Here is a 23,765-nt window from a genome sequence, read left to right as displayed (position 1 = left end):
AGCATCCCATAGTGCCATATTCGGGTACAAAAAGGATTTAGTCGGTCATCCGAGTAGCTGTTCCACGCCGTCAAGCAGACGTTGGAGACCGAATTCGAAGAGAGTCTCGACATTGAGGTCGACCGCCGTCCGGCTGAGTCGGGCCAGATGCGGAAACTCGCCCGCCGCGAGCAACCCACCGAACACGTCGGCCTGGGCCGCCATCCACTCGCCGTCGGTCAGGCCGGTGTCCTGCTCCGCCTCAATTTCTCGCTCCAGGTTGATGGCGGTGCCTCGGACATGGTTAGCCAGTGCGGCCACCAGGTGGAGCTGGGTGTGCTGGTCCAGGCCGTGCCGTGCGAGGGCGCGCAGCGCCCACTCAGTGTGCGCGACCGCGTTCGGTGCCATCAGTGGGCGGGTCAGCGAAACGACCTGGGCCAGCCAGGGATGCCGCCGGTAGATCGACCACTGAAGTCGGCTGAGCAACTCCAGTTGGGCTCGCCAACCGGGTGGGAACGTGCGCGGCAGCCGATGCGCGGCGAAGGCCGCGTCCGCCATCAGCACGAGAAGCTGATCCTTGCCCCGAACCTGCCGGTACAGCGACATGGTGGGGACGTCCAACTCCATGCCGATGCGACGCATGCTCAGCGCCGGTAACCCCTCGGCGTCGGCGATCGTCATGGCGGTCCGCACCACCTGGTCGCGGGTCAACCCCTGGACGGGCAGCCGCCGACCTGCGGGCGGGGCACCCCGACTCGGCGTGGTCGGCGCTGCGCCGGTCACCACCATGCCCACGCCCGGTACCGCCCGGACCAGGTTCTCCTGGCGAAGCTCGGTGAGCGCCCGGCTGGCGGTCGCCATGGCGACGCCCCACTCCCGGACGATCTGCCGGGTGGACGGCACCCGGTCGCCCGGGCCCAACTCGCCCGCCACGATGCGCCGTCGCAACTCCCCGACGATGCGCAGATAAGGGGGAGTGAACTCGTCGATATCTGCCACGATCGCCTCCCGCCGGCCTCGCGGTGACCGTAGCGCACTAGAGCACCGGCCGGTGGCCCGTCGATGGACGCGCCCTTCCTGCCACGGCGTACTAGAGCTCCCTGGCCCGACGGTTGCCAGCTCGACATGCTCAGCGCAGCCCGGTGCGTACGCCGTACCGGCGTCAACGAAATGGGGAGAGCATGAGAAAAGTTTCGTACCCCCGATGGGCCGTCACGGTGGGCGCTGTCGTCCTCGTCGGCTCGGCGACGGCCGTCGGTCCGGCCGCGGCCAACGACGACCGCCGGAGCGCGGCCGTCGTCCGGACCGACCAGGGCGCGGTGCGGGGGACCGTCGCGGCCGACCACCGCTCATTCCAGGGCATCCCGTACGCAAGCCCGCCGCTGGGCGCGCTGCGCTGGGCCCCACCGCAGCCCGGTCCGACGTGGACCGGAGTACGCGACGCGAGCCGACCCGGTGCCGCCTGCGCCCAACTGCAAGGACTGCCGATGGACGCACCCTCCGAGTCCGAGGACTGCCTCTACCTGAATGTCACCACCCCGCGCTCGGCCGCACGAACGCCTCGACCGGTGATGGTCTGGTTGCACGGCGGGGACTTCCGGTTCGGCAGCGGCGACGGCTACGGCGGGCAGCGGCTGGCCGCCGGTGGTGACGTCATCGTCGTCACGGTGAACTACCGGCTCGGTGCGCTCGGCTTCCTGGCGCATCCGGCGCTGGCCGGTCGGGACGGAACCACCGGCAACTTCGGGTTGCAGGACCAGCAGGCCGCGCTGCGCTGGGTACGACGCAACGCGGCGGCCTTCGGCGGCGACCCGGGCAATGTCACAGTGTTCGGCCAGTCCGCCGGGGCGACCAGCGTCTGCGCGCAGCTTGCCGCGCCGGGCTCCGCTGGCCTGTTCCACGGCGCGATCATGCAGAGCAACTCGTGCGCCAACCCGGTCCAGACCCGGGCCGAGGCGGTCGAGGCTGCCGAGGAGTTCGCCCGGAGGATCGGCTGCACCGACACGGCCGTGGTCGCCGCCTGCCTGCGCGGACGTACCCCCGCCCGGCTGATCGAGACGGTCGGCTACCCCGGCGCGGGTGTCGACCTCGGCCCGGTCGTCGACGGCCGCACGCTGACGGTGGACCCGGCGGACGCGCTGACCACCGGGAGGCTGCATCAGGTGCCGGTGTTGACCGGGATGAACCGGGACGAGTCCCGGCTCGTGGTGTGGGGGATGGAACGGTTCGGGCTCAACTGCCCGGAGCCGCCAAAGCCGGACCAGGAGCCGGAGTCGTGCCCCCTCACCGACGACCAGTACCGCGACCAGGTGCGCGCCATGTTCGGTGACCATGCGGGGGAGGTGCTGGCCCGCTATCCGCGCGACCCTGCACATCCCGCCAGCGCGACGTTGGGCGCCGTGCTGACCGATCACGACTACGCCGAGCCGGTCTACTCCGCCGCGTTGGCATTCGCGCGGCGGGTGCCGACGTTCGCGTACGAGTTCGCCGACGAGGACGCGCCGTTCTTCACCGAGGGACCCGAACCGACGTTCGCCACCGGTGCGTACCACTGCGCCGAGCTGCCGTACCTGTTCACTGTCGACTACGCCGAGGCGTTGACGCCGACCCAGCGGCGGCTCTCCGACGCGATGGTCCGGACCTGGACCGACTTCGCCCGGACGGGTCGGGCGGGCTGGCCTCGACTCCGCCCTGACGCTCCGTACGTGCGGGGGTTCGCCGGTGGCGGCGGATCGGGCAGGACGGACTTCGCGGCGGCCCACTCGTACGACTTCTGGCGGTCGCTCCGCCGCTGATGCCGTCACGGGCGCGACGAGTGGGCCGGCCCCCGGGGGACCCGGCCCGCTCACCGGCCCGGATCCTTGAGGAAGGTGAGCACTGCGGCGACCCGGCGATGCACGTCGCCGTCGGGTGGCAGGTCGAGCTTGGTGAAGATGTTCCCGATGTGCTTGCTCACCGCGCGCTCGGTGATCACGAGCTGGGCGGCGATGCCCGTGTTGGTGCTGCCTCCGGCCATCAGCGCGAGCACCTCGCGTTCCCGTGCGGTGAGATCGGTGAGCGGGTTGCGCCGGGCGGTGACGAGTTGGGCCACGACCTGCGGGTCCAGCACGGTGCCTCCGGCGGCGACCCGACGTAACGCGTCAAGGAACTCCTCGACCCGGGACACCCGGTCCTTGAGCAGGTAGCCGACGCCGCCCTGCCCGTCGACGAGCAACTCGGTCGCATAGGCGCGCTCGACGTACTGGGACAGCAGCAGCACCGGCAGCCCGGGGTGTAGCCGGCGCGCGGCCAACGCGGTGCGCAACCCCTCGTCGCGGAACGTCGGCGGCAGTCGGATGTCCATGATGGCGACGTCGGGCCGCTGCCGATCGATCGCCGCGATGATGTCGTCCGGTGTGTCCACCGCTGCCGTCACCTCGAAGCCGGCGGTGCTGAGCAGCAGGTTGAGCCCTTCCTGGAGCAGGACGTTGTCTTCGGCGATCAGGACGCGCACGGCAACTCCACCCGTAGCACTGTCGGCCCGCCGATCGGGCTGCTCAGCTCGACAGTGCCGTCCAGTGCCGCGACCCGGCGCCGGATGCCGGTCAGGCCGGTGCCGGTCGACGATTGTGCGCCGCCGATGCCGTCGTCGGTCACGTTTACCACCAGCTGACCCGCCTGGTGCTCCACCCGCAGATCACCCCCGGTCGCCCCGCTGTGCCGAGTGATGTTGGCCAGCGCTTCCGCCACGACGAAGTAGGCGGCGCTCTCCAACGCCGCCGGTAGTCGTCGCAGCGGGGTGACCTGGACCGTGAGCGGCACCGGACAGTCGGTGGCGAGCGCGTGCACCGCGCCCGGCAGCCCTCGGTCAGCCAGAATCGGTGGGTAGATGCCCCGCACCACGGCGCGCAGCTCGGTCAGCGCTGCCTCGACGCTCGTCCGTGCCCGCTCGATCAGCTGGTCCGCGAGCGCCGGGTCGGCTGCCCGTTGACGTTGCGCGACGCCGAGCTGAATGGCGATCGCCACCAACCGGGCCTGGGTGCCGTCGTGCAGGTCGCGCTCGATCCGCCGCAGCTCCGCCGCGTGGGCGTCGAGCGCGCCGGCCCGGGTGGCGGTGAGCTCCGTGACCCGCCGCTCCAACCGGCTCCGCGAGGACGGCGCGAACGACGCTCGCGCCGCCTGGGCGTACGCCACGGCGAAGGCCGGGACAGCCCACCGCAGAAGTGCCAGTGCGGCGAGCCCGAGCAGGGGCGGCACCAGCAGTGCCTGGGCCCAGCTCCGGATCGGCACGACAAAGGTGAGCGGCGCCTCGGCCGGCACGGCCCACCACATCAGCGGCACGATCAACCCACCCAGCGCGAGTAGCCAGAGCAGCAGCACACCGGCAGCTAGCGGCACACCGGCGATGGCGTGCACAGCCAGCCAGAGCGCACTTCGGTAGGTGGCCGGATCGCCTGCGGCGGCGCGTAGCCACGCGGCCTGACTGGCGCACAGCACCGGGGACTCGGCCGGATTCGCCAGGCCCAGCAACCGGTCCGCGCGGCGCTGCTCCAGGCGAGCGATCGACCGGAGGACACGCACGGCTGGCGTCAGCAGCGCGATGCCGACCAGGACGAGGCTCAAGCCGAGTGCCCCGGCGAGCGCGCCGATCGCGACCGCCGACGCCACCGCAGTGGCCCCGCCGGTCACCAGGTACGTCGTCGCGAACCGAGCCCCCCGCATCGTCACATTCTCCGTCCACAGGGGCGGCCGGGGCAGTGTAGCCAGCTACACCATTGATCGGGGTCTCTGCTCCCTCGTGGCCCCGACTGGCCGTCCCTAGCGTCGATGACATGAGAAGACCGACACGACGACGGCACACATTCGGCGTGCTCGCCGGAGTTGTCCTGCTCACCCTTGCTGGCGCGGCAGCACCAGCCGTGGCCCGTCGACCGGGGCCGGCGTGCTCCGACCGACCGGCGACGACCGCCGCGCTGCACGACCTGACCGGCACTCATCGGTTGGTCGGCGCGGCCATCGAGGTGAGCGGACCCGGGTGCGGCCGGTGGTCTGCTGCCAGCGGTCGGGCTGACCTGCGAACGGGCCGGCCGATGCGGGTCGACGAAAGGATCCGGATCGGCAGTTCGACGAAGGCATTCACCGCGACGGTGGTGCTGCAACTCGTCGCGGAGGGCCAGCTCGTCCTGGACGCTGCGATCGAGAGGTACCTGCCAGGCCGGGTCCGTGGCAACGGGTACGACGGCCGACGGATCACCGTCCGTGATCTGCTGCGGCACACCAGCGGCCTGCCCGACCACGTCGACGCGCTCGACTGGAACCGGGTGGATCGTTGGCGGTATCGGCACTTCGCGCCGGCGGAGCTGATCGCGATGGCGCTGGCCCAGCCGCCGCCGACCACCGGCTGGCACTACTCGACCACCAACTACGTCCTCGCCGGCCTGATCGTCGAGCAGGTCACCGGTCGCGACATCAGCGGGGAGATCACCCGGCGGATCATCGGGCCGTTGGGCCTGCGCGACACCTACTGGCCGGGCGACTCGGTGCGGATCCGGGGCCCCCATCCGCGCGGCTACGCCTTGGCCGGCTCCGAGCGGCGGCGCGACGTCACCGAGTTCACCATGTCGTACGGCGGAGCTGGTGGGGCGCTGGTCTCGACCCTCGCCGACCAGAACCGGTTCTTCGCCGCGCTCCTCGGCGGTCAACTGCTGGACCCGGTCCGCCTCGCCGAGATGACCCACACCGTGCAGACCGATCCGGACCGGCTGTGGCCCGACGCCCGATACGGGCTCGGGATCATCTCGACGCCGTTGGCCGGCTGCGGCGGGGCCGTGTACTGGGGCCACGGTGGCACGACGCCGGGCTTTCGCACCCTGGGTGGGGTCACCGCCGACGGTCGCCGGGCGCAGTTGGTGGTGAACGACGAGCCGGCGTCGTACGAGAGCTGGCAGGCGCTGTCCACGACCCTGCACACCGCCCTGTGTGAGGCCCGGTGATCCGCCGCCGGCCCGATTTTCCAACCGAGGAGATGACGATGACCTGGAGCAGATGGACCGCGACGGCGCTGAGAACGGTGGCCGCGCTGACCGTGCTGGCAATCACCGCCACTGCCGCCGGGCCGGTGCCGGCCGCCGCAGCCGACGACCCGGCCGGTCCCCAACGACAACGGCTTGACTGGCACACCTGCCAGCGGGGCTCGGCCGACCCGGCTGGTGCCGAGCTGGACCAGGCCGGCGCTTCCTGCACCGAGCTGGCCGTTCCGCTGGATTACGCCCGCCCGGACGGCCGCACCATCACTCTGGCACTGTCCCGGCTGCCGGCGACCGACACCGCACACCGGCTCGGCGTCCTGCTGCTGAACACCGGCGGTCCCGGTGCGCCGGGGAGGTCGGACGTTCTGCCGATCCGACAGTGGCTGGGTGAGGTCGGGGCGAGGTTCGACCTCATCGGGCTGGACCCTCGGTTCGTCGGTCGCAGCACCCCGCTGGACTGCGGCTGGCCAACGGGCACCTGGACTCGCTCCGCCGGGCCGGACCGCGCCACGTTCGACCGGCTGACCGCGTTCGAACGTGACCTGGCCTCCCGATGTGCCCGCCGGCACGCCGACCTGCTGCCGCACATCACCACCCGGAACACGGCCCGCGACATGGATCTGCTCCGGGCCGCGCTCGGCGAGCAGAAGCTCTCCTACCTGGGCTACTCCTACGGCACCTATCTGGGCGCGGTCTACACCCAGATGTTCCCGGAGCGTGCCGATCGGGTCGTCCTGGACAGCGCGGTCGACCCCGCCAGCTACGGCGCGAGGGTGCTGCGCGAGGCCGGGCCCGCCAACGAGGTGGCACTGCGCGACTGGGCGGCCTGGACGGCCCGCCACCACGAGCGGTACGGCCTGGGCCGCACCGGTCAGCAGGTGCTGGCCGTGGTGGACGGGATCCGCGCCGCCGCGACCCGCCGCCCGCTACGGGTGGGTGGCTACCAGGTGGACCGGCAGACGGTGCCGTACCTGCTGCTCAATCGGCTCAGCGACGATCGGGACGAAACCCAGGCCGACCTCGCGGAGACGGTTCGGGTGCTTTGGCAGTCCGTGGTGTCGGGCACCGCGACGCCGACCGCGTCATTGGCGGACACTCTGTCGTTTCTGTTGACCGGTGCCGAGTCGGCAACCGGCAGCGTGCAGGCCGCGATCCTCTGCGGGGACGTGCCGGTACGCCGTGATGCCGGGCACTACTGGCGCGATATCCGGCAGCATCAGACCGCTGAACCCCGTTTCGGGGAGTTGACCAGGGCGATCAGCCCGTGTGCGTTCTGGCTTCAGCAACCCCGGGAGCGGCCGACAGTCGTGCAGAACTCCGTGCCGGCACTGATCGTGCAGTCCACGGGGGACACTCGCACGGTCTACCGGCATGGTCAGGCCATGCACCGGGCGCTCACCGGCTCCCGGCTGCTCACCCTGCACGGCGCTCGGATTCACGGTGTCTTCGGCAACTACGGCAACGTCTGCGTGGACGACGCAGTCGTCGCCTACCTCGCCGACGGACAGTTGCCGGCCAGAGACCTCGACTGCGTCAGCCGCACGTCGTCCTGATCAGTCCGCGCCGGTCAGCACGGGCCCGCACCCTCGTCGAAGAGGCGGCGGGCCCAGTCCGCGTACCCGGCGATGGTTTTTTGGACCATGCGCCCGTCGTGCAGGAACAGGTACGCGCGGTCGCCGCTGCGGGCGAGTAACCCGTCGAGGCGATGCGTCCCCTGTGGAGCGCGCAGCCGGCTGACCTCCGGGTAGCGGTCCCAGACCTGGTCGACGGGCGAGCCCGCCGTTATGCCCTCCGGTGTCCGCATCGGGTCGCCGACCCAGAGCAGCACGAGTTTGTCCTCCACGAAGACCGGGCTGACCGTGTCGTGGCCGGCGAGCATCGGCCCGCAGGCGTCCAGGCTGGTACGCAGGATGCCGCGTCGGGTCAGCTCGTCCTCGGTGGCGCCGAACTCGATGTTTTGCAGGCCGTTCAGGTCGATGATCTCCACGCTGCCGGCGGGCCGGCCGTTCGGAATCGACCCGGCTGGCGGTACGCCGCTGCCCGCGATCGAGGCAGCCGTCAAGAGCATGGCGATAAACGCAAATTGTCGCAATTTCATGGAATCCCCCAGTCCCCAACGGAACGGGAGCGTTCAGGTTGCTGCCGATCGCAGGATTACTGGTTTTCCCACTGTTCGACCAGCTCGTCCCAGTAGTCGGCGCTGAGTCGACGCCGCCCGTGCGCCAGCCAACCCTCGGTGCTCCGCTCCAGGTGCAACCCCAGTTCGGCGAACGGGTCGATCCAGGTGCCGGGCTCCACGCCGAGTTGACTCAGCGCACCGTTGATCGGCCACTGCTCGCGCGGCGCGCCCAACTCGTCGTCGAAGCACGGGCCCCAGGACAGTGCCCCGCCCAACCACACCGCTGCCGACTGGTAGCCGACGCCACCACCGAACTCCGCCTCCACGTAGGCCACCGGCCCCGACTGTGACCAGCGGGTCAGCGCCTCGACCAGCGCCGTCGACAGCACCAGTCCGAACGGGCGCGCGGCGCTCCGGTCGTCCGTCGCGAAATCCGGCAACGACCCGGTCAGTTCGATCACCAACTGCGGGGTGACCGGCAGCAACGCGAAGTCCTGGCGCAGCTCGCCGAGGACCGCGTGATCCAGCTCGGCGGTCTGCTCGCGAAGCAGCTCAACGTCCGCGACCACCGCGCTGAGCTGGTAAGCCATCGAGCCCTCCGCCGTCCACAGCCTGTGGATAGAACATGTGTACGACGGTTTCAGGCCCGCCGGTCGCCTCCGGACGGTACCTGCCATCCGCGCTCAGTTGCCCACTACCGATGGTTCGTCGCCCGCACTGCCCGTTCGTCTTATTTCGATGATCGAGTCAGCTGCCTATGGTGTCCAGGCGTCCATCGAAACGGGGTATCTATGCAGCGAAGCGCATCCTTTCTAGTTCTCCCAACTGTTCTGGCCAGCCTGGCAATCAGTGCCCCCGCGAAGGCTGCGGAAGGCGTCCGGACCATCACCCGGGACGGCGTCGTTCTCCAGCACCACGAGGTGTCCTTTCCGAAGGCGACGCCCCGGGTGCGGGGCACAGGTGTCGGCCAATCCGACTTCGACGGCGACGGCATCGACGACATCGCCGTCACCGGCGACCCGTTCGAATACAACTTGCCGCTGGTCCCGGCTGGTGTGGTCACAGTGCGGTACTCCTCGGCCGCAAAAGTCGACTACCTCTTGGGTGTCATTCCGGGGGATGGCGGCGCCGTCGCCTTCGGCACGACTCTCGTGGCGGGGGACTTCAACGGCGACCGCTACGACGACCTGGCAATCGGCAGCCCTGGCGAGCCGGACCCCCGGAACAAGACACAGGCCGGCGGGGTCTGGGTCATTCCGGGCAGCTACAACGGCCTGGTGGTCAATTCGGCAATCCACTTCAACCAGGACTCGCCGGGTGTTCCGGATAGCCCGGAGGAATTCGACCAGTTCGGGGGCTCGCTCGCGGCGGGTGACATCAACGGGGACGGCCGAGACGATCTCGCCATCGGCGCCTGGGGAGAGTCGATCGGAAGCAAGGCGATCGCCGGCGCGGTCACAGTCCTGTTCGGTGCGCCGGCCGGCCTCACGGCGACCGGGGCCCAGCACCTTCAGCAGGACCAGGCCGCGGTGCCCGGAGGGGCTGAGACCAACGACCAGTTCGGCTTCACGCTCGCGATCGGGAAGGTCGACAACAACCGGTACCAGGATCTGGTCATCGGCGCCCCTCGGGAAAACGACGGGGCGAGCTGGGGTGGCACCGGCATGGTCACCCTGATGTGGGGCTCGGCGAGTGGTGTGTCATCCACCGGTGCCACCTCGGTCACCGGTGCGGCGATCGAACCCACCGATGGCACGAACACCGTCGCCTGGTACCTGGGTGATGCGCTCGCAATCGGCGACCTGAACGGCGACGGGCTGGGCGAGGTGGTCGTCGGCGCCCCCGGCGCGCAGACTCCGCACATCAACGGTGGCCTCATCGCGGCCTTCGCCGGCCGCTCCGGCGGCCTGTCCAGCAGCGCGGTGCAGATCATCACCCAGCGTACGGCCGGTGTACCGGACAACCCCGAGGACGACGACCGTTTCGGCGGCGTGCTGGCGGTCGGCGACGTGACCGGTGACGGCAAGGCGGACGTGCTGGTCGGTACCCCCGGCGAGGACATCGGCTCGCGGGTCGACGCCGGCATGATCACCCTGCTCAAGGGCTCCGCCGCAGGGCTGACGGGGGCCGGTGCACAGGCGTTCGACCAGAACCACTCGGCCGTCCCGGACGGGTCCGAGAACGGCGACAGGTTCGGTACCGCCATTGCCCTGCTGAACCTCAGCCGCGCCAGCGGGCTCGACGCCGTCGTGGCGTCCATCGGTGAAGAGGTGAAGGGTGACCTCGCCGGATATCCGTCCGGGGTCATCAATCCGTTCTACGGCTCCGCCGGCGGGCTGGTGCCGCAGAACAAGACGTGGAGCGGTCTGTCCGACCGGACGGAGATCGTCTGGCCCCAGCGCTACGGTCTCCGGATCGCTGGGCCGCAGAGTGGTGGCACGATTTTTTGAGTGGTACTCAGCAACGCCCGGTCGGTCTGTCGTGGGCCGGCCGGGCGTTCGCGCGAACACCGGTCGTGCGCGTGCCGTCGGCCGGGCGTCAGGTCTAGTCCCGAGATCTTGGACAGTTTCCGTTCGGCGCGAACGGAAACTGTCCAAGCGGAGTTGAGGGGGCGGGCCGCAGCCGGCCGTATCGGCCGGAGGGGCGACCTGTCGTCGGGGTCGTTCAGGCCCGCCGGGAGAGCTGGCTGACGAACGCGCGCCAGGCCGCGCGACGCCAATCTTTGAGCGGGCCAGCCTGCGCTGGTGCACGCTCGGCGGCACGAGCATGCCGACGGTGTTGACCGGCGCGAGGGTGTTCGGCTGCCAGTTCGAGGGCGCGAAGGGTGCCGTCGTCGGCCCGGTCCTCGTCGACGAGGAAGCGACCCGGTCCCTCGGCGGCGCCGAGCTGGAGGAGTGGTTCTCGGCGCAGGGCGCGGAGCACGTCCAGGTGGTGGGCTGACGCCACCGCACAAACGATTCAGGGCCGGTCCCCGTCGGGGCCGGCCCTGTCGTTCGTGCTGCTCAGGCGAGCGGAGGATACGAGATTCGAACTCGTGAGGGTGTAAACCCAACACGCTTTCCAAGCGTGCGCCCTAGGCCTCTAGGCGAATCCTCCGCGAGCCAGGATACAGGCCCGTGTTGGCCGGGCCACCCCACCACCCCCTGAAGATCGACGGGCGGTCGGGTAGGCTGGGCGGCACCTCCCGTGCGGCGGTATCTCGTGAACCTCCCCAGGGCCGGAAGGCAGCAAGGATAAGCGAGCTCTGCCGGGTGCACGGGAGGCCTTTTTGTCTGTGGGCCGGTTGATCCACTCGGCATCCGTGATGTCGCGGTGTCCCGGCCACGCGGACACCGCGGTTTCCAGGAAGCCGAGTCGATCAAGGCCGAAGGCCCAGGCGCCCCGGGGTGGTGGGTGGTCACCCGCGCCCGACCGGCGCAGAATGGCTCGGTCGAGAGGAGGCGGGACGAGTGACGCTGGCGCTCTACCGCAAGTACCGGCCGCGTACCTTCGCTGAGGTCATCGGTCAGGAGCACGTGACCGAGCCGCTGTCGCAGGCGCTGCGCAGCGGACGGCTCAACCACGCCTACCTCTTCTCCGGCCCCCGTGGCTGCGGCAAGACCACCAGCGCCCGGATCATGGCCCGCTCGCTCAACTGTGAGCAGGGCCCCACTCCCGAGCCGTGCGGCAAGTGTGACTCCTGCCGCTCGCTGGCCGCCGACGGCGCCGGCTCCATCGACGTGATCGAGATCGACGCGGCCAGCCACGGCGGTGTCGACGACGCCCGCGAGCTGCGCGAGCGCGCCTTCTTCGCGCCAGCCAGCAGCCGCTTCAAGATCTACATCATCGACGAGGCGCACATGGTCTCGACCCAGGGCTTCAACGCCCTGCTCAAGCTGGTCGAGGAGCCCCCGGAGTACGTCAAGTTCATCTTCGCCACCACCGAGCCGGAGAAGGTCCTCGGCACGATCCGGTCGCGGACCCACCACTACCCGTTCCGGCTGTTTCCGCCGAAGGTGGTCCGCCCGTACCTGGAGCAGCTCACCCAGGCCGAGGGCGTCGCCGTCGAGCCGGCGGTCTTTCCGCTGGTGGTCCGCGCCGGTGGCGGCAGCATGCGGGACAGCCTCTCGGTGCTCGACCAGCTCATCGCCGGCGCCGGCGCGGAGGGGGTCAGCTACGCCCGGGCCGTCGCGCTGCTCGGGGTCACCGACTCGGCGCTGATCGACGAGATGTGCGACGCGCTGGCCGCCGGGGACGGCGCGGCCGCGTACGCCACCGTCGACCGGGTCGCCGAGGCCGGGCACGACATGCGCCGGTTCGCCTCCGACCTGCTGGAACGGCTCCGCGACCTGATCGTGATCCAGCAGGTGCCGGACGCCGCCGCGAAGGGTCTGATCGACGGCCCGGCCGACCAGATCGAGCGAATGGCAGCCCAGGCTTCGCAGCTCGGCTCGGCCACGCTGTCCCGCTGCGCCGACATCGTGCACAACGGGCTGGTCGAGATGCGCGGCACCACCGCGCCCCGCCTGCTGCTGGAGCTGATCTGCGCCCGGATGCTGCTGCCCGGCGTGGACGACTCCACCGGCGGCCTGCTCCAGCGCCTGGAGCGGATGGAACGCCGGCTCACCGTGGGTGGCACCGACGCGCCGCCGGCCGCCGCCGGCTCCGCGCCAACCAACCACCCAGGGGTACGCCCACAGCAAGCCACCCCGGTTCCGGCTGCCGCCACCCCGGCACCCGCGAACGCCCCTACCTCCGCACCGCCGTGGGCGGTCGACCCGGCAGCGCCCCCGACCCGGAACGCTGCGGGCGCTCCCGCCCCGGCTGCTTCGGTCACCGAGGCACCCGCTCCGATTTCCGGTGCACCGGCCTCGTACGTCTCGGCGGCCGACTCGCCGATCCCGGCGTCCCCCGGCGCGTCAACCGCTGACCAGGCCGTACCCGTCTCGCCCGCCGGGCCGGCCCCGCGTCGCGTGGTGCCACCGTCGGCGGTGCTTCCCGACCCGGCCACGCCCGCGCCACCCCGACCGGGCGCGCCGGCCGCCGCGCTGGACGCGGTCGCGGTCCGCCGCGTCTGGCCCGACGTGGTCGGCAAGGTCAACCGGACCAACAAGCGGATCGCCGCCCTGATGCGGGACGCGGTCGTCCGTGAACTCGACGGCGACATGCTGGTGCTGACGGTGAAGTCCACCGTGCTGGCCAAGATGATGGCCGACCACGCGGCGGTGCTCACCGACGCGCTCTACGAGGAGTTGGGCGGGCGCTGGCAGATCCGGTGCGAGGTGGCCGGCGAGCGCGGTGGCGTGCCGCTGTCCGGCTCACCGCGCACGCAGCAGACCGCACCGGCCCGACCCGCCGCGCCACCGGCCACGTCGGATACGCCCGCCGCCACGACGAACGCCGGGACCCCGACTGCCGCCGCCGGCCCGACGAGCGCGCCGCCAGCCGAGCCAAGCACGAACCCCGCGCCAGGCTCGAACGCAGCGTCAGGCTCGAACCCAGCGCTTGGCTCAACCGCAGCGCCTGGCTCGAACGGTGCGCCAAGTTCGAACGCTGCGCCTGGCTCGACCGCTGGGTCAGGCGCGAACGCAGCGCCAAGTGCGAACGCCGCCGGGCCGGGGACTGCGGGACCCAACGCCCCGACCGCCGCCGGTCCGACGAACGCCTCGCCGACCGCCGCGAACCCGACCGGCGCTGCCGGCTCGGCTTCGCGTGGCGGTGCCGGTGCGGGTTCCGCGGGTCACGGTGCTGGTCGGCAGGGCTCAGCGCCGTCCGCCCCGGCGGACGACGACGGTGACTGGCCGGAGGCGGCCCGGCCCGGCGGCGGCGCCCTCGCCGCCGAGGCTACGGATGACGAGGACTGGCCGGAGGCCGCCCGACCCGGCGGCGCGTCGGCCGGAAACGGGTCGAGCGCCCACTCCGCAGCGGCGTCGACCGGCGCGAACGGCAGCGCCGGTAACGGGAGCGCCGCGAACGGCGGCACCAACGGCGGTGGCGCGAACGGCACCGGACCAGGCGGTTCGGGCGGTCCCGGGTCAGCGGCCGGCGGCGGTAAGCCGGGCGGGCGGGGTAACCCGACACCGGCGGCCCGGCAGCCGGCGACAGCCGGTGGCGCGCCGGTGAGCAGCGCCATCGCCGCGGCTCGCGCGGCGGCGGCGGGGCGCGGTGCGCGTACCGGAGCGGCAGCCCGGCCCGTCGCGGACGCCGAGTGGGCCGGCGAGCCGCCCTACGACCCGGACTTCGACGGCCCGGCGCGGGCCGGCCGGCCCGGCGGCGCGGCACCGGCGGCGGCCCCGGCATTCGAGGGGTTCGACCCGGGCGACGAGCCGTTGGACGAGATCATCGACGAGAAGACCGCGCGGGAGTCCAGCGAGGAGCAGGCGGTACGGCTGCTCCGAGAGACCTTCGGCGCCGAGAAAATCAACGAAGTCGACGCCCGCTAACAACCCCGCCCCGCCCCGGCTCGGCGATCTTGCAGTTTTGGTTGCTGTCTTGTGCACAATGCCCCTTTATGTCGAGGCAGGAAGTGCAAGATCGCGCAGGGGAGCGGGTTCGGCCAGCAGGACGCCCAGGGCGCAGGCCCAGAGGGGGAACGGGAGCACCGCTACTCGTTCCATGCCGCCTACCCCGATTCCTAGGCCCTGTTGGGCGGCGAACAGTGTTGTCCCGGCCAGCGCGATCAGCCCGGCGGTGAGGGTTGGCCGTCGCCACCGGCCGAGCGTCGTGGTGCTTGGTGCGAAGCTGGCTAGGAGCAGGCCGATGTTGCCCATCCCCATGATCAGGAATGCGCCGAGGACGTGCAGGTTCTCGTCGATGTCGGCCGGGTAGAGGGCCACGAGGGCGTATCCGCCGGTGGCCAGCAGCAGGAGTGTCTGGGCCGTGCGCACCACCGGGCCGCGGCCGAGGATTCGCCAGGTCAGCAGGAGCCCGATGGTGAGCAGTACGGCGGTGGCCAGTGTCGCGGTGTTCATCAGCGGGTGCCACGGCGAGCAGACGTAGCGGGGGCGGGTGGTGTCCCAGATGCCGCAGTGGGCGTTGCCGAGGTCGCTGATGTTGTGGGTGGCCCAGCTGTAGGTTGGCTCGCGCCACCGCAGCCCGGTGACCAGGCTGGCGACGAGGAAGATGGGCGCGGCCGCGAGCCAGCACAGTGCGCCGACCCGGCCGGTGCGGTTGAGATTCATGCCACGAGCAGACCAGTGCGACGGCTATGGGCGCACTACCAGCAGACGGCCGGTTCGGGGTAGGGCTAGCCGTACCCGGAGGCTCGGCGTGGGCGGACGCACCGGGCGGGGCGAGGTCGGTCCCAGCGGATAGGCTGAGCGGCGGTCGAGCAGACGAGTGCGAGAAGGAGCCATCCCGTGCGCCCAGGTGGACAGCCGAACATGCAGCAGATGCTGAAGCAGGCGCAGAAGATGCAGCAGCAGATCGCCGCCGCCCAGGCCGAGCTGGCCGAGGCCGAGCTGACCGGCACCGCCGGCGGCGGGTTGGTCACCGCGACCGTCTCCGGCTCCGGTGAGCTCAAGGCCATCAAGATCGACCCGAAGGCCGTCGACCCGGACGACGTGGAGACGCTGGAGGATCTGGTCGTCGCGGCCGTGCACAACGCCGCCGAGGCGGCCCGGGAGTTGACCGAGCGCAAGATGGGCCCGGTTGCCGGCGGCATGGGCGGCCTCGGCCTGCCCGGTTTCTGAGCCGGCAGATGTACGAAGGTGCCATCCAGGATCTGATCGACGAGCTGGGTCGGCTGCCGGGCGTGGGTCCGAAGAGCGCTCAGCGGATCGCGTTCCACGTCCTCTCGGCGGATCCGGTCGACGTCAACCGGCTGGCCGGCGCGCTGCGCAAGGTCAAGGAGCTGGTGCGGTTCTGCACGACCTGCTACAACGTGGCCGAGTCCGAGCAGTGCCGGATCTGTCGCGACCCGCGCCGCACCGAGGAGGTGCTGTGCGTGGTGGAGGAGCCCAAGGACGTGGTGGCCATCGAGCGGACGGGTGAGTTCCGCGGTCGCTACCACGTGCTGGGTGGGGCGATCAATCCGCTGGAAGGCATCGGCCCGGACAATCTACGCATCCGGGAGCTGATGATCCGGCTCGGTGGCGGCGGGGTGCGGGAGTTGATCCTGGCCACGGATCCGAACACCGAGGGCGAGGCGACCGCCACCTACCTGGCGTTGATGGTGAAGCCGATGGGCATCTCGGTGACCCGGCTGGCCAGCGGGCTGCCGGTCGGCGGCGACCTGGAGTACGCCGACGAGATCACCCTTGGCCGGGCCTTCGAGGGGCGCCGCGCGGTCTGATTCCCTGACGTATACGGCCGGTGGCCGGCACCCGTGTCGGGTGCCGGCCACCGCTGCGTCTCTGCCCGGAAATGATCTGACACCTGTGCCCTCATCGGGGCTGTTCGACGTAACAGTTTGGCATCGCGGGTGCTGATTGATCGGTTTTTGCCGCTGTTTACCTACGAATCGAATGTCAAGCGGCGGTTGAGGCACGATCCGATACCAACCGTCCACTCAGCGGTTTCCGGGTGGACGCCTCGGGAGCTATGGTCACCGCCATCGGTGACCCCTGTCACCACGTTGTCCGTACCCCCAAGGACGAGGTGAAGCACACATGCGTGCACCCAGGCCGAAGGTCGCGATCGCGGCCATCGCGGTCGCGGCCCTCGCGGTAGCAGGCTGCGCCGAGAGCAACCGCGACGACAAATCCGGCGGTAGCAAGAAGGACACCCTCGTCTTCGGCGTCGCCGGAGACCCGAAGGTGCTCGACCCGAGCTTCGCCAGCGACGGTGAGTCGCTGCGCGTGGCGCGTCAGGTCTTCGAGACCCTGGTTCGACCGGAGGAGGGTGGCACGAAGGTCACCCCCGGCCTGGCCGAGTCCTGGACCCCGGACGCCGCCGGCACCACCTGGACCTTCAAGCTCCGCTCGGGCGTGAAGTTCCACGACGGCACCGACTTCAACGCCGAGGCCGTCTGCGTCAACTTCAACCGCTGGTACAACGCCAAGGGCCTCATGCAGAGCCCGGACGTGACCGCGTACTGGCAGGACGTCATGGGCGGCTTCGCCAAGAACGAGAACGCGGATCTCCCGCCGAGTCTCTTCAAGTCCTGCGCCGCCAAGGACGCCACCACTGTGGACCTGTCCTTCACCCGGGTCTCCAGCAAGATCCCGGCCGCGCTGATGCTCCCCTCGTTCTCCATCCACAGCCCGAAGGCGCTGCAGGAGTTCGACGCGAGCAACGTCGCGGGCACCGCCGAGGACATCAAGTACCCGGCGTACGCGACGGAGCACCCGACCGGCACCGGCCCGTTCAAGTTCAAGACCTGGGACGTCGCCAACAAGACGCTGACCCTGGAGCGCAACGAGGACTACTCGGGCGCCAAGGCCAAGCTGAAGACCCTCATCTTCAAGACGATCTCGGATGAGAACGCTCGCAAGCAGGCGCTGCGCTCCGGTGACATCCAGGGCTACGACCTGGTTGGCCCGGCGGACGTCGAGCCGCTGAAGAGCGAGGGCTTCAACATGCTCACGCGCCCGGCGTTCAACGTGCTCTACCTGGCGATGAACCAGAAGGGCAACCCGAAGCTCGCCGACATCCGTGTCCGGCAGGCCATCGCGTACGCCCTGAACCGTCAGCAGTTGGTCACCTCCAAGCTGCCGCCGGGTGCCAAGGTCGCCGACAACTTCATGCCGGACACCGTCGAGGGCTGGAACGGTGACGTAACGAAGTACACCTACGACCCGGCCAAGGCGAAGGCGCTGCTGGCCGAGGCCGGCGCGTCGAACCTGACGCTGAAGTTCCACTACCCGACCGAGGTCACCCGGCCGTACATGCCGAACCCGAAGGACATCTTCGAGTTGCTCTCGGCGGACCTGAAGGCCGTTGGCATCACCGTCGAGGCGATCCCGCTGAAGTGGAGCCCGGACTACCTGAACGCCACCACCTCGGGTAGCAAGCACGACATCCACTTCCTGGGCTGGACCGGTGACTACGGTGACGCCTACAACTTCATCGGCACCTTCTTCGACCGGCCGAAGGACGAGTGGGGCTTCAACAACAAGGCCCTCTTCGACCAGTTCAAGGACGCGGACGGCACCGCCGACATCGCGGCCCGGACCGAGAAGTACAAGGCCCTGAACAAGTCCGTGATGGACTTCCTGCCCGGTGTGCCGATCTCGCACTCGCCGCCGGCGATCGTGTTCGGCAAGGACGTGACCGGCGTCAAGGCGAGCCCGCTCACCGACGAGCGGTACGCGACCGCCGAGTTCAAGTAAGTCCTGATCTGACGCAGCAAGGAACGCGGGCGGGCGCTGTCGCACAGCGCCCGCCCGCAACCCTCCGCACCCCTTCGAGGCCGCCGTGTTCCGGTTCATCGTCAGGCGCCTGCTTCAGCTGATACCCACGCTGTTCGGGCTCTCCCTCCTGCTCTTCATCTGGCTCCGCCGACTCCCCGGCGGCCCCGAGACCGCCATTCTCGGCGAGCGCGGCACACCCGAGATGCGGGCCGCGATCCGCCGCAACATGGGGCTCGACGAGCCCATCCTGGTGCAGTACGGCCGCTTCGTACGGCGGATGATCAAGCTCGACCTGGGCACCTCGACCTCCACCAAGCGGGCGGTCACCACGGAGTTCATCGAGCGCTTCCCCGGCACCGTCGAGCTGACCATCACCGCGATGATCATCGCCATCGGCGTCGGCATCCCGCTGGGCTACCTGGCCGCCCGTCGTCGCGGCCGTTTCCTGGACCACGCGTCCGTGGGCGGCTCGCTGATCGGCATCTGCATCCCGGTCTTCTTCCTGGGCTACGTGCTCAAAGCGATCTTCTCGGAGAACCTGCACTGGTTCCCGTCCAGTGGCCGGCAGGACCCGACGCTCGGGGCGACCCGGGTCACCAACTTCTTCGTCCTCGACGGGTTGATGACCCGTGAGTGGGACGCCGCCGCCGACGCCCTCTGGCATCTGGTGTTGCCCAGCATCGCGCTGGCCAGCATCCCGCTGGCGATCATCGTCCGGATCACCCGGGCGAGCGTGCTGGAGGTGCTGAACGAGGACTTCGTCCGGACCGCCGAGGCGAAGGGCCTGACCGAGCAGACGGTTCGTCGCCGGCACGTCCTGCGCAACGCCATGCTGCCGGTCGCCACCTCGATCGGTCTGCTCGCGGGCGGCCTGCTCTCCGGCGCGGTGCTGACCGAGACCGTCTTCGCCTTCAGCGGCATCGGAGCGTTCGTCGCCGAGGCCATCGGCCAACGCGACTATCCGGTGCTGATGGGCTTCATCCTGATCATCGCGGTGGTGTACGTGCTGGTGAACCTCCTGGTCGATCTCTCCTACAGCTTCATCGATCCGAGGGTGAGGGTGCGATGACACTCAGCCCAGGCAAGAAGCGCGAAAAGATCGACCGGCTCTCCGAGCTGGCCGCCCGTGACGACGAGCGGGGCGTCAGCCTCTGGCAGGAGGCGTTCCGCCGGCTGCGCGGTAACCCGGCCGCTATCGTCGGCGCCGTCATCCTGGCGCTCTTCGTGCTGGTCGCGGTGGTCGGCCCGTTCCTCGTGCCGTACGCGGCGACGGACACGATCGGCATCCGGGAGGGGCTGATCAAGCCGGGTGTCATTCCCGGCCCGACCGGTGAGCACTGGTTCGGTTACGACCACCAGGGCCGAGACGAGTTCAGCCGGATGATCGTGGGCGCCCGCCAGACCCTGCTGGTCGGCGTGGTCTCCACCCTGATCGGTCTGGCGATCGGCGCGCTGATCGGTGGCGTCTCCGGCGCCGCGGCCGGTCTCGGCGGCCGCTGGGGACGGTGGATCGACACCACCCTGATGCGCTTCATCGACATGCTGCTGGCGATGCCGAGCCTGCTGCTGGCGGTGAGCATCGCCGCCCTGCTCGGGGCCAGCCTGACCACTGTGATGATCGCGGTCGGCGTGGTGTCGGTGCCGGTGTTCGCCCGGCTGCTGCGCGGCTCGATGATCTCCCAGGCCAACAGTGACTACGTGCTGGCAGCGACCTCGCTCGGCGTGAAGAAGTCGAAGATCGCGCTGACCCACGTGGTGCCGAACTCGCTCGCCCCGGTGATCGTGCAGGCCACGCTGACCCTGGCCACCGCGATCATCGAGGCCGCGGCGCTCTCCTTCCTCGGCCTCGGTAACCCGGACACCGCCGTGCCGGAGTGGGGGGTCATGCTCGCCGACGCGCAGCAGTACCTCGGCATCCGGCCGTCACTGGCCATCTATCCGGCGGTCGCGATCATCATCACCGCGCTCGGTTTCACCCTGCTGGGTGAGGCGATGCGTGAGGCCCTCGACCCGAAGCTGCGGAAGTAGGCCCGTAATGGCACTGCTCGAAGTTGAAGATCTCTCCGTCACGTTCGCCCGCCGCGGTCAGCGCGCCGTGCACGCGGTCGACGGGGTGTCCTTCTCGGTCGACGCCGGTGAGGTGGTCGGCCTGGTCGGCGAGTCCGGCTGCGGCAAGAGCGTCACCTCGCTCGCGATCATGGGCCTGTTGCCCAAGCAGCCCGGCCTGCGGGTCGGCGGCAAGGCCGTCTTCGACGGCACCGACCTGCTCCAGCTCGACGACCGGTCGCGGCGGGACATCCGGGGCCGGGACATCGCGATGATCTTCCAGGACCCGCTCTCCTCGTTGAACCCGGTGATCCCGATCGGGTTGCAGGTGACCGAGGTGCTCACCCGGCACCGGGGGATGAAGGGCGAGGCCGCGGCGAAGGAGGCGGCGGCGCTGCTGGACCGCGTCGGCATTCCCGACCCGAAGCGGCGGCTCAAGGAGTACCCGCACCAGCTCTCCGGTGGGATGCGCCAGCGTGCGCTCATCGCGATGGCGGTGGCCTGCCAGCCACGGCTGCTGATCGCCGACGAGCCGACCACCGCGCTGGACGTCACCATCCAGGCCCAGATCCTGGAGCTGCTCAAGGAACTGGTCCGGGACTCCGGCACCGCACTGTTGATGATCACGCATGACCTGGGCGTGGTGGCCGGCATGTGCGACACCGTCAACGTGCTCTACGGCGGCCGGGTGGTGGAGACGGCCCGCCGTCGTCCGCTGTTCCGCCAGCCGCGTCACCCGTACACAGTGGGTCTGCTCGGCTCGGTGCCGCGCCTGGACGCCGGGCGGGGCGAGAAGCTCAACCCGATCCCCGGTTCGGTCCGCGACCTGCTGCCCTGGCCGGACGGTTGCGCCTTCGCCCCGCGCTGCGCCCGCCGGATCGACGAGTGCGTGGGTGAGCCGCCGGAGCTGGTGCACGCGCACGACGGACGGAGCTACCGGTGCGTCAACCCGGAGCCGCTGCCGGGCATGGTGCCCGCCCCGCGCGAGGAGGAATCAGCGTGAGCGAGCGTAGCGAGCGAACCATCAGGCACAGCAGCGTGGCGTCTCGCGCCGGCGCGGAGCGAAGCGGAGTGCTGGCGTGAGCGAGCGTAGCGAGCGAACCATCAGGCACAGCAGCGTGGCGTCTCACGCCGGCGCGGAGCGAAGCGGAGTGCTGGCGTGAGCGAGAACGACATCCTCGTCGAGGTGCGCGATCTGAAGGTGCACTTCCCGATCAAGCGAGGGGTGCTCTTCGACCGGGTGGTCGGCCAGGTGAAGGCCGTCGACGGGGTCGACCTGAGCATCGCGCGGGGTAAGACGTACGGCCTGGTGGGTGAGTCCGGCTGCGGCAAGTCCACGTTGGGCCGGGCGCTGCTCCAGCTCACCCCGCCGACAGCTGGCGAGGTCAGCTTCGACGGCGTCGAGCTGACGACGCTGCCGTCCGGCAAGCTGCGCAGCATGCGTCGCCGGATGCAGATGATCTTCCAGGACCCGATGTCCAGCCTCGATCCCCGGCAGAACGTCGAGTCGATCCTGACCGAGGGCCTGCAGACCCACGGGATCGGCACCGACCGCACCGACCGTCGGCGGATCATCGGCGAGACCCTGGACGCGGTCGGGCTGCCGCGCTGGGCGCTGTCCCGCTACCCGCACGAGTTCTCCGGCGGGCAGCGGCAGCGCATCGGCATCGCCCGCGCGCTGGTGCTCGGGCCGGAGCTGATCGTCGCCGACGAGCCGGTCTCGGCGCTCGACGTGTCGATCCAGGCCCAGGTGGTCAACCTGCTGGACGAACTTCAGGACAGCCTGGGGCTGACCTACCTGGTGATCGCGCACGACCTCGCTGTGGTCCGGCACATCTCCGACACGGTCGGCGTCATGTACCTGGGCGCGCTGGTCGAGGAGGCGCCGAGCGACCGGCTCTACACCGAGCCGCTGCACCCGTACACCCGGGCGCTGATGTCGGCGGTGCCGGTGCCGGACCCGGACGTGGAGGACCGCCGGGAGCGGATCCTGCTCGCCGGTGACCTGCCGTCGCCGGCCAACCCACCTTCCGGCTGCCGCTTCCACACCCGCTGCCCGTGGGCGCAGCCCACCCGCTGCGCCGACGAGCGACCGGTGCTGCGGGACATCGGCGCCAGCCGGGTGGCCTGCCACTGGGCCGAGCAGATCGCCAGCGGCGAACTGCGCCCGCACGGGGTCAGCGCGCAGATCGTCCGACCCGAGGGCGAGGGGGACGCCCCAGCCGTGGTCTCCGCGCCCACCGAGCCCGGCTCGTACGTCTGAGACTGGACGCGGTGCCGGCGTCAGCCCTCGGGGCGGTTCAGCAGCCCCACCGCGACGCCGTGCACCGCGTCCAGCCCAGCCGGGTCGGCCAGCGTGACCGACGTGCCGGTCACCGCGTACCACTCGTCCGCGTCCTTGTACTGCACCCGCAGGGTGACCTTGCCGTCGGCGTACTCGGTGCGCAGCGTCAGGTCACCGGTGACGACGCCGACCTCGTCGGTCATCACGCCGCCGGGGCCGGGCACGATGTCGGTGGTGCGGGTCTGCGGGCCGGCCGCCCCGCCCGAATCCGCGACCATGCCGGCACCCGGCACGGCGGCGGGGGTCTCGGCGGTGCCGTCCGCGGTCATGCCGGCGGCGGACGGGCCGCTCTCCTCGGTGCCGGTCACGAATCGCTCCCCACTGAACAGCCCTCCAACATGTCGGTCAGGGCGGCCTTCTCGGCGCTGGTCACCGTCAGCTTCCAGTAGTGCTTGACCGTCACCCAGTCCTGAGCGTATTTGCACCAGTAAGACCGATTTGCCGGCTTCCACTGGGACGGGTCCTGGTCACCCTTTGCCCGGTTCGACGAGGCGGAAACCGCGAAAAGCTGCGGACGGGTGGTGTCGTTGGCGAAATCGCCGCGCTTAGCGTTGTCCCACTCGTCGGCACCCGAGCGCCACGCGTTGGCCAAGGGGACCATGTGGTCGATGTCCACGTCGGAGGGATCCGAGAAGCTGCGACCGTCGTACACGCTCTCCCAGCGCCCACCGACCACGTTGCAGCCGGAGAGCTTCACGTCCTTGCCGTCGCGCTGGAGGATGCTGTCCCGGATATCGCAGTTCTTGCCGGTGTCCCGCCAGTGTGGGAAACGCTCCCGGCTGTAGCCCTTCATCGAGCCGGCGGTGGCGACGGTGAGCTGGCTCAACTGCTCAGCGGCGTTGCCGCCGTCGCTCGACGGCGGTGTGGTCGGCTCATCCTGCGGGACGCAACCGGCCACGCCGAGCGCCAGCGCCGCGGCAAGCGCGGCCACCGCCGCTCGCGGTCCTGATCTGGTACGCACAGACGACACCTCTCCAGCTTGGGGGCTCCCGGCGATT

The 23,765-nt window shown here is 70.4% G+C and carries 21 protein-coding genes, 1 tRNA gene and 1 other RNA gene; 14 read left to right on the top strand and 9 right to left on the bottom strand.

Going from position 1 to position 23,765, the window contains the following annotated elements; all coding sequences use genetic code 11:
- Nucleotides 1–45: 45 nt before the first annotated feature.
- Entirely contained in the window at nucleotides 46–978 is a 933-nt protein-coding gene (locus tag ACQRWP_RS27045; protein ID WP_430498724.1) for a TetR/AcrR family transcriptional regulator C-terminal domain-containing protein, read from the bottom strand.
- Between the two features lie 182 nt (nucleotides 979–1,160).
- Between ACQRWP_RS27045 and ACQRWP_RS27040 the strand changes: the two genes are divergently transcribed.
- Nucleotides 1,161–2,774, top strand: coding sequence for a carboxylesterase/lipase family protein (locus tag ACQRWP_RS27040; protein ID WP_430498722.1), 1,614 nt, complete (start codon nucleotides 1,161–1,163; stop codon nucleotides 2,772–2,774).
- Between the two features lie 50 nt (nucleotides 2,775–2,824).
- On the opposite strand, the gene ACQRWP_RS27035 is transcribed toward ACQRWP_RS27040, so the two are convergent.
- On the bottom strand, nucleotides 2,825–3,472 hold the full coding sequence (locus ACQRWP_RS27035) for a response regulator (RefSeq protein ID WP_410822457.1): 648 nt from the start codon (nucleotides 3,470–3,472) through the stop codon (nucleotides 2,825–2,827).
- Nucleotides 3,460–4,680, bottom strand: coding sequence for a sensor histidine kinase (locus ACQRWP_RS27030; RefSeq protein ID WP_430498720.1), 1,221 nt, complete (start codon nucleotides 4,678–4,680; stop codon nucleotides 3,460–3,462). The genes ACQRWP_RS27035 and ACQRWP_RS27030 overlap by 13 nt, the downstream gene beginning before the upstream one ends.
- A gap of 110 nt (nucleotides 4,681–4,790) precedes the next feature.
- Between ACQRWP_RS27030 and ACQRWP_RS27025 the strand changes: the two genes are divergently transcribed.
- Together ACQRWP_RS27025 and ACQRWP_RS27020 are read left to right on the top strand one after the other, a co-directional pair.
- Complete coding sequence (locus ACQRWP_RS27025) at nucleotides 4,791–5,951, top strand: serine hydrolase domain-containing protein (protein ID WP_430498719.1); 1,161 nt, start codon at nucleotides 4,791–4,793, stop codon at nucleotides 5,949–5,951.
- A 38-nt stretch (nucleotides 5,952–5,989) separates the two neighbouring features.
- Nucleotides 5,990–7,540, top strand: a complete 1,551-nt coding sequence (locus ACQRWP_RS27020) for an alpha/beta hydrolase (RefSeq protein WP_430498717.1) — start codon at nucleotides 5,990–5,992, stop codon at nucleotides 7,538–7,540.
- Nucleotides 7,541–7,554: 14 nt separating this feature from the next.
- Here ACQRWP_RS27020 and ACQRWP_RS27015 read toward each other — a convergent pair whose 3' ends face one another.
- Nucleotides 7,555–8,049: a hypothetical protein gene (locus tag ACQRWP_RS27015; RefSeq protein WP_430503300.1), complete on the bottom strand. Its 495-nt coding sequence runs from the start codon at nucleotides 8,047–8,049 to the stop codon at nucleotides 7,555–7,557.
- A gap of 92 nt (nucleotides 8,050–8,141) precedes the next feature.
- Entirely contained in the window at nucleotides 8,142–8,696 is a 555-nt protein-coding gene (locus tag ACQRWP_RS27010; RefSeq protein ID WP_430498715.1) for a hypothetical protein, read from the bottom strand.
- Here ACQRWP_RS27010 and ACQRWP_RS27005 point away from each other — a divergent pair.
- Both ACQRWP_RS27005 and ACQRWP_RS27000 read left to right on the top strand, forming a co-directional pair.
- Nucleotides 8,625–10,556 carry a hypothetical protein gene (locus tag ACQRWP_RS27005; RefSeq protein ID WP_430498713.1) on the top strand — a complete coding sequence of 644 codons (1,932 nt, stop codon included), beginning with the start codon at nucleotides 8,625–8,627 and terminating at the stop codon, nucleotides 10,554–10,556. The two genes, ACQRWP_RS27010 and ACQRWP_RS27005, sit on opposite strands and share 72 nt — an antisense overlap.
- A 316-nt stretch (nucleotides 10,557–10,872) precedes the next feature.
- Nucleotides 10,873–11,046, top strand: a complete 174-nt coding sequence (locus tag ACQRWP_RS27000) for a hypothetical protein (protein WP_430498711.1) — start codon at nucleotides 10,873–10,875, stop codon at nucleotides 11,044–11,046.
- A 71-nt stretch (nucleotides 11,047–11,117) separates the two neighbouring features.
- Here ACQRWP_RS27000 and ACQRWP_RS26995 read toward each other — a convergent pair.
- Nucleotides 11,118–11,202 (bottom strand) — tRNA-Ser (locus ACQRWP_RS26995).
- A gap of 82 nt (nucleotides 11,203–11,284) precedes the next feature.
- Between ACQRWP_RS26995 and ffs the strand changes: the two genes are divergently transcribed.
- Nucleotides 11,285–11,374, top strand: an RNA gene (gene ffs / locus ACQRWP_RS26990) — signal recognition particle sRNA small type.
- A 181-nt stretch (nucleotides 11,375–11,555) separates the two neighbouring features.
- Nucleotides 11,556–14,528: a DNA polymerase III subunit gamma and tau gene (locus ACQRWP_RS26985; protein WP_430498709.1), complete on the top strand. Its 2,973-nt coding sequence runs from the start codon at nucleotides 11,556–11,558 to the stop codon at nucleotides 14,526–14,528.
- A gap of 66 nt (nucleotides 14,529–14,594) precedes the next feature.
- Here ACQRWP_RS26985 and ACQRWP_RS26980 read toward each other — a convergent pair whose 3' ends face one another.
- On the bottom strand, nucleotides 14,595–15,266 hold the full coding sequence (locus ACQRWP_RS26980; protein ID WP_430498708.1) for a DUF998 domain-containing protein: 672 nt from the start codon (nucleotides 15,264–15,266) through the stop codon (nucleotides 14,595–14,597).
- 201 nt (nucleotides 15,267–15,467) lie between these two features.
- On the opposite strand from ACQRWP_RS26980, the gene ACQRWP_RS26975 reads away from it, so the two are divergent.
- The 7 genes from ACQRWP_RS26975 to ACQRWP_RS26945 all read left to right on the top strand — a co-directional run bounded on the left by ACQRWP_RS26975 (nucleotide 15,468) and on the right by ACQRWP_RS26945 (nucleotide 22,686).
- On the top strand, nucleotides 15,468–15,776 hold the full coding sequence (locus ACQRWP_RS26975; protein ID WP_007466279.1) for a YbaB/EbfC family nucleoid-associated protein: 309 nt from the start codon (nucleotides 15,468–15,470) through the stop codon (nucleotides 15,774–15,776).
- A gap of 8 nt (nucleotides 15,777–15,784) precedes the next feature.
- Nucleotides 15,785–16,378: a recombination mediator RecR gene (recR, locus tag ACQRWP_RS26970; protein WP_430498706.1), complete on the top strand. Its 594-nt coding sequence runs from the start codon at nucleotides 15,785–15,787 to the stop codon at nucleotides 16,376–16,378.
- Between the two features lie 316 nt (nucleotides 16,379–16,694).
- Nucleotides 16,695–18,356, top strand: coding sequence for an ABC transporter substrate-binding protein (locus tag ACQRWP_RS26965; protein ID WP_238682368.1), 1,662 nt, complete (start codon nucleotides 16,695–16,697; stop codon nucleotides 18,354–18,356).
- An 85-nt stretch (nucleotides 18,357–18,441) separates the two neighbouring features.
- Complete coding sequence (locus ACQRWP_RS26960) at nucleotides 18,442–19,446, top strand: ABC transporter permease (protein WP_124776655.1); 1,005 nt, start codon at nucleotides 18,442–18,444, stop codon at nucleotides 19,444–19,446.
- A complete protein-coding gene (locus tag ACQRWP_RS26955) occupies nucleotides 19,443–20,405 on the top strand; it encodes an ABC transporter permease (RefSeq protein WP_124823355.1) in 963 nt (320 codons plus the stop codon). Before ACQRWP_RS26960 ends, ACQRWP_RS26955 begins: the two co-directional genes overlap by 4 nt.
- 7 nt (nucleotides 20,406–20,412) lie before the next feature.
- Nucleotides 20,413–21,426: an ABC transporter ATP-binding protein gene (locus tag ACQRWP_RS26950; RefSeq protein WP_112588584.1), complete on the top strand. Its 1,014-nt coding sequence runs from the start codon at nucleotides 20,413–20,415 to the stop codon at nucleotides 21,424–21,426.
- 156 nt (nucleotides 21,427–21,582) lie between these two features.
- Nucleotides 21,583–22,686, top strand: coding sequence for an ABC transporter ATP-binding protein (locus tag ACQRWP_RS26945; protein ID WP_430498703.1), 1,104 nt, complete (start codon nucleotides 21,583–21,585; stop codon nucleotides 22,684–22,686).
- A 20-nt stretch (nucleotides 22,687–22,706) separates the two neighbouring features.
- Here ACQRWP_RS26945 and ACQRWP_RS26940 read toward each other — a convergent pair whose 3' ends face one another.
- Both ACQRWP_RS26940 and ACQRWP_RS26935 read right to left on the bottom strand, forming a co-directional pair.
- Nucleotides 22,707–23,096 carry a hypothetical protein gene (locus ACQRWP_RS26940; protein WP_430503299.1) on the bottom strand — a complete coding sequence of 130 codons (390 nt, stop codon included), beginning with the start codon at nucleotides 23,094–23,096 and terminating at the stop codon, nucleotides 22,707–22,709.
- Nucleotides 23,072–23,728, bottom strand: a complete 657-nt coding sequence (locus ACQRWP_RS26935; protein ID WP_238682364.1) for an HNH endonuclease family protein — start codon at nucleotides 23,726–23,728, stop codon at nucleotides 23,072–23,074. Before ACQRWP_RS26935 ends, ACQRWP_RS26940 begins: the two co-directional genes overlap by 25 nt.
- Nucleotides 23,729–23,765: the final 37 nt, after the last annotated feature.

Source organism: Micromonospora trifolii, assembly GCF_050516465.1.
GTDB classification, from domain to species: domain Bacteria; phylum Actinomycetota; class Actinomycetes; order Mycobacteriales; family Micromonosporaceae; genus Micromonospora; species Micromonospora trifolii.
This window is presented reverse-complemented; position numbering and strand designations above follow the sequence as displayed.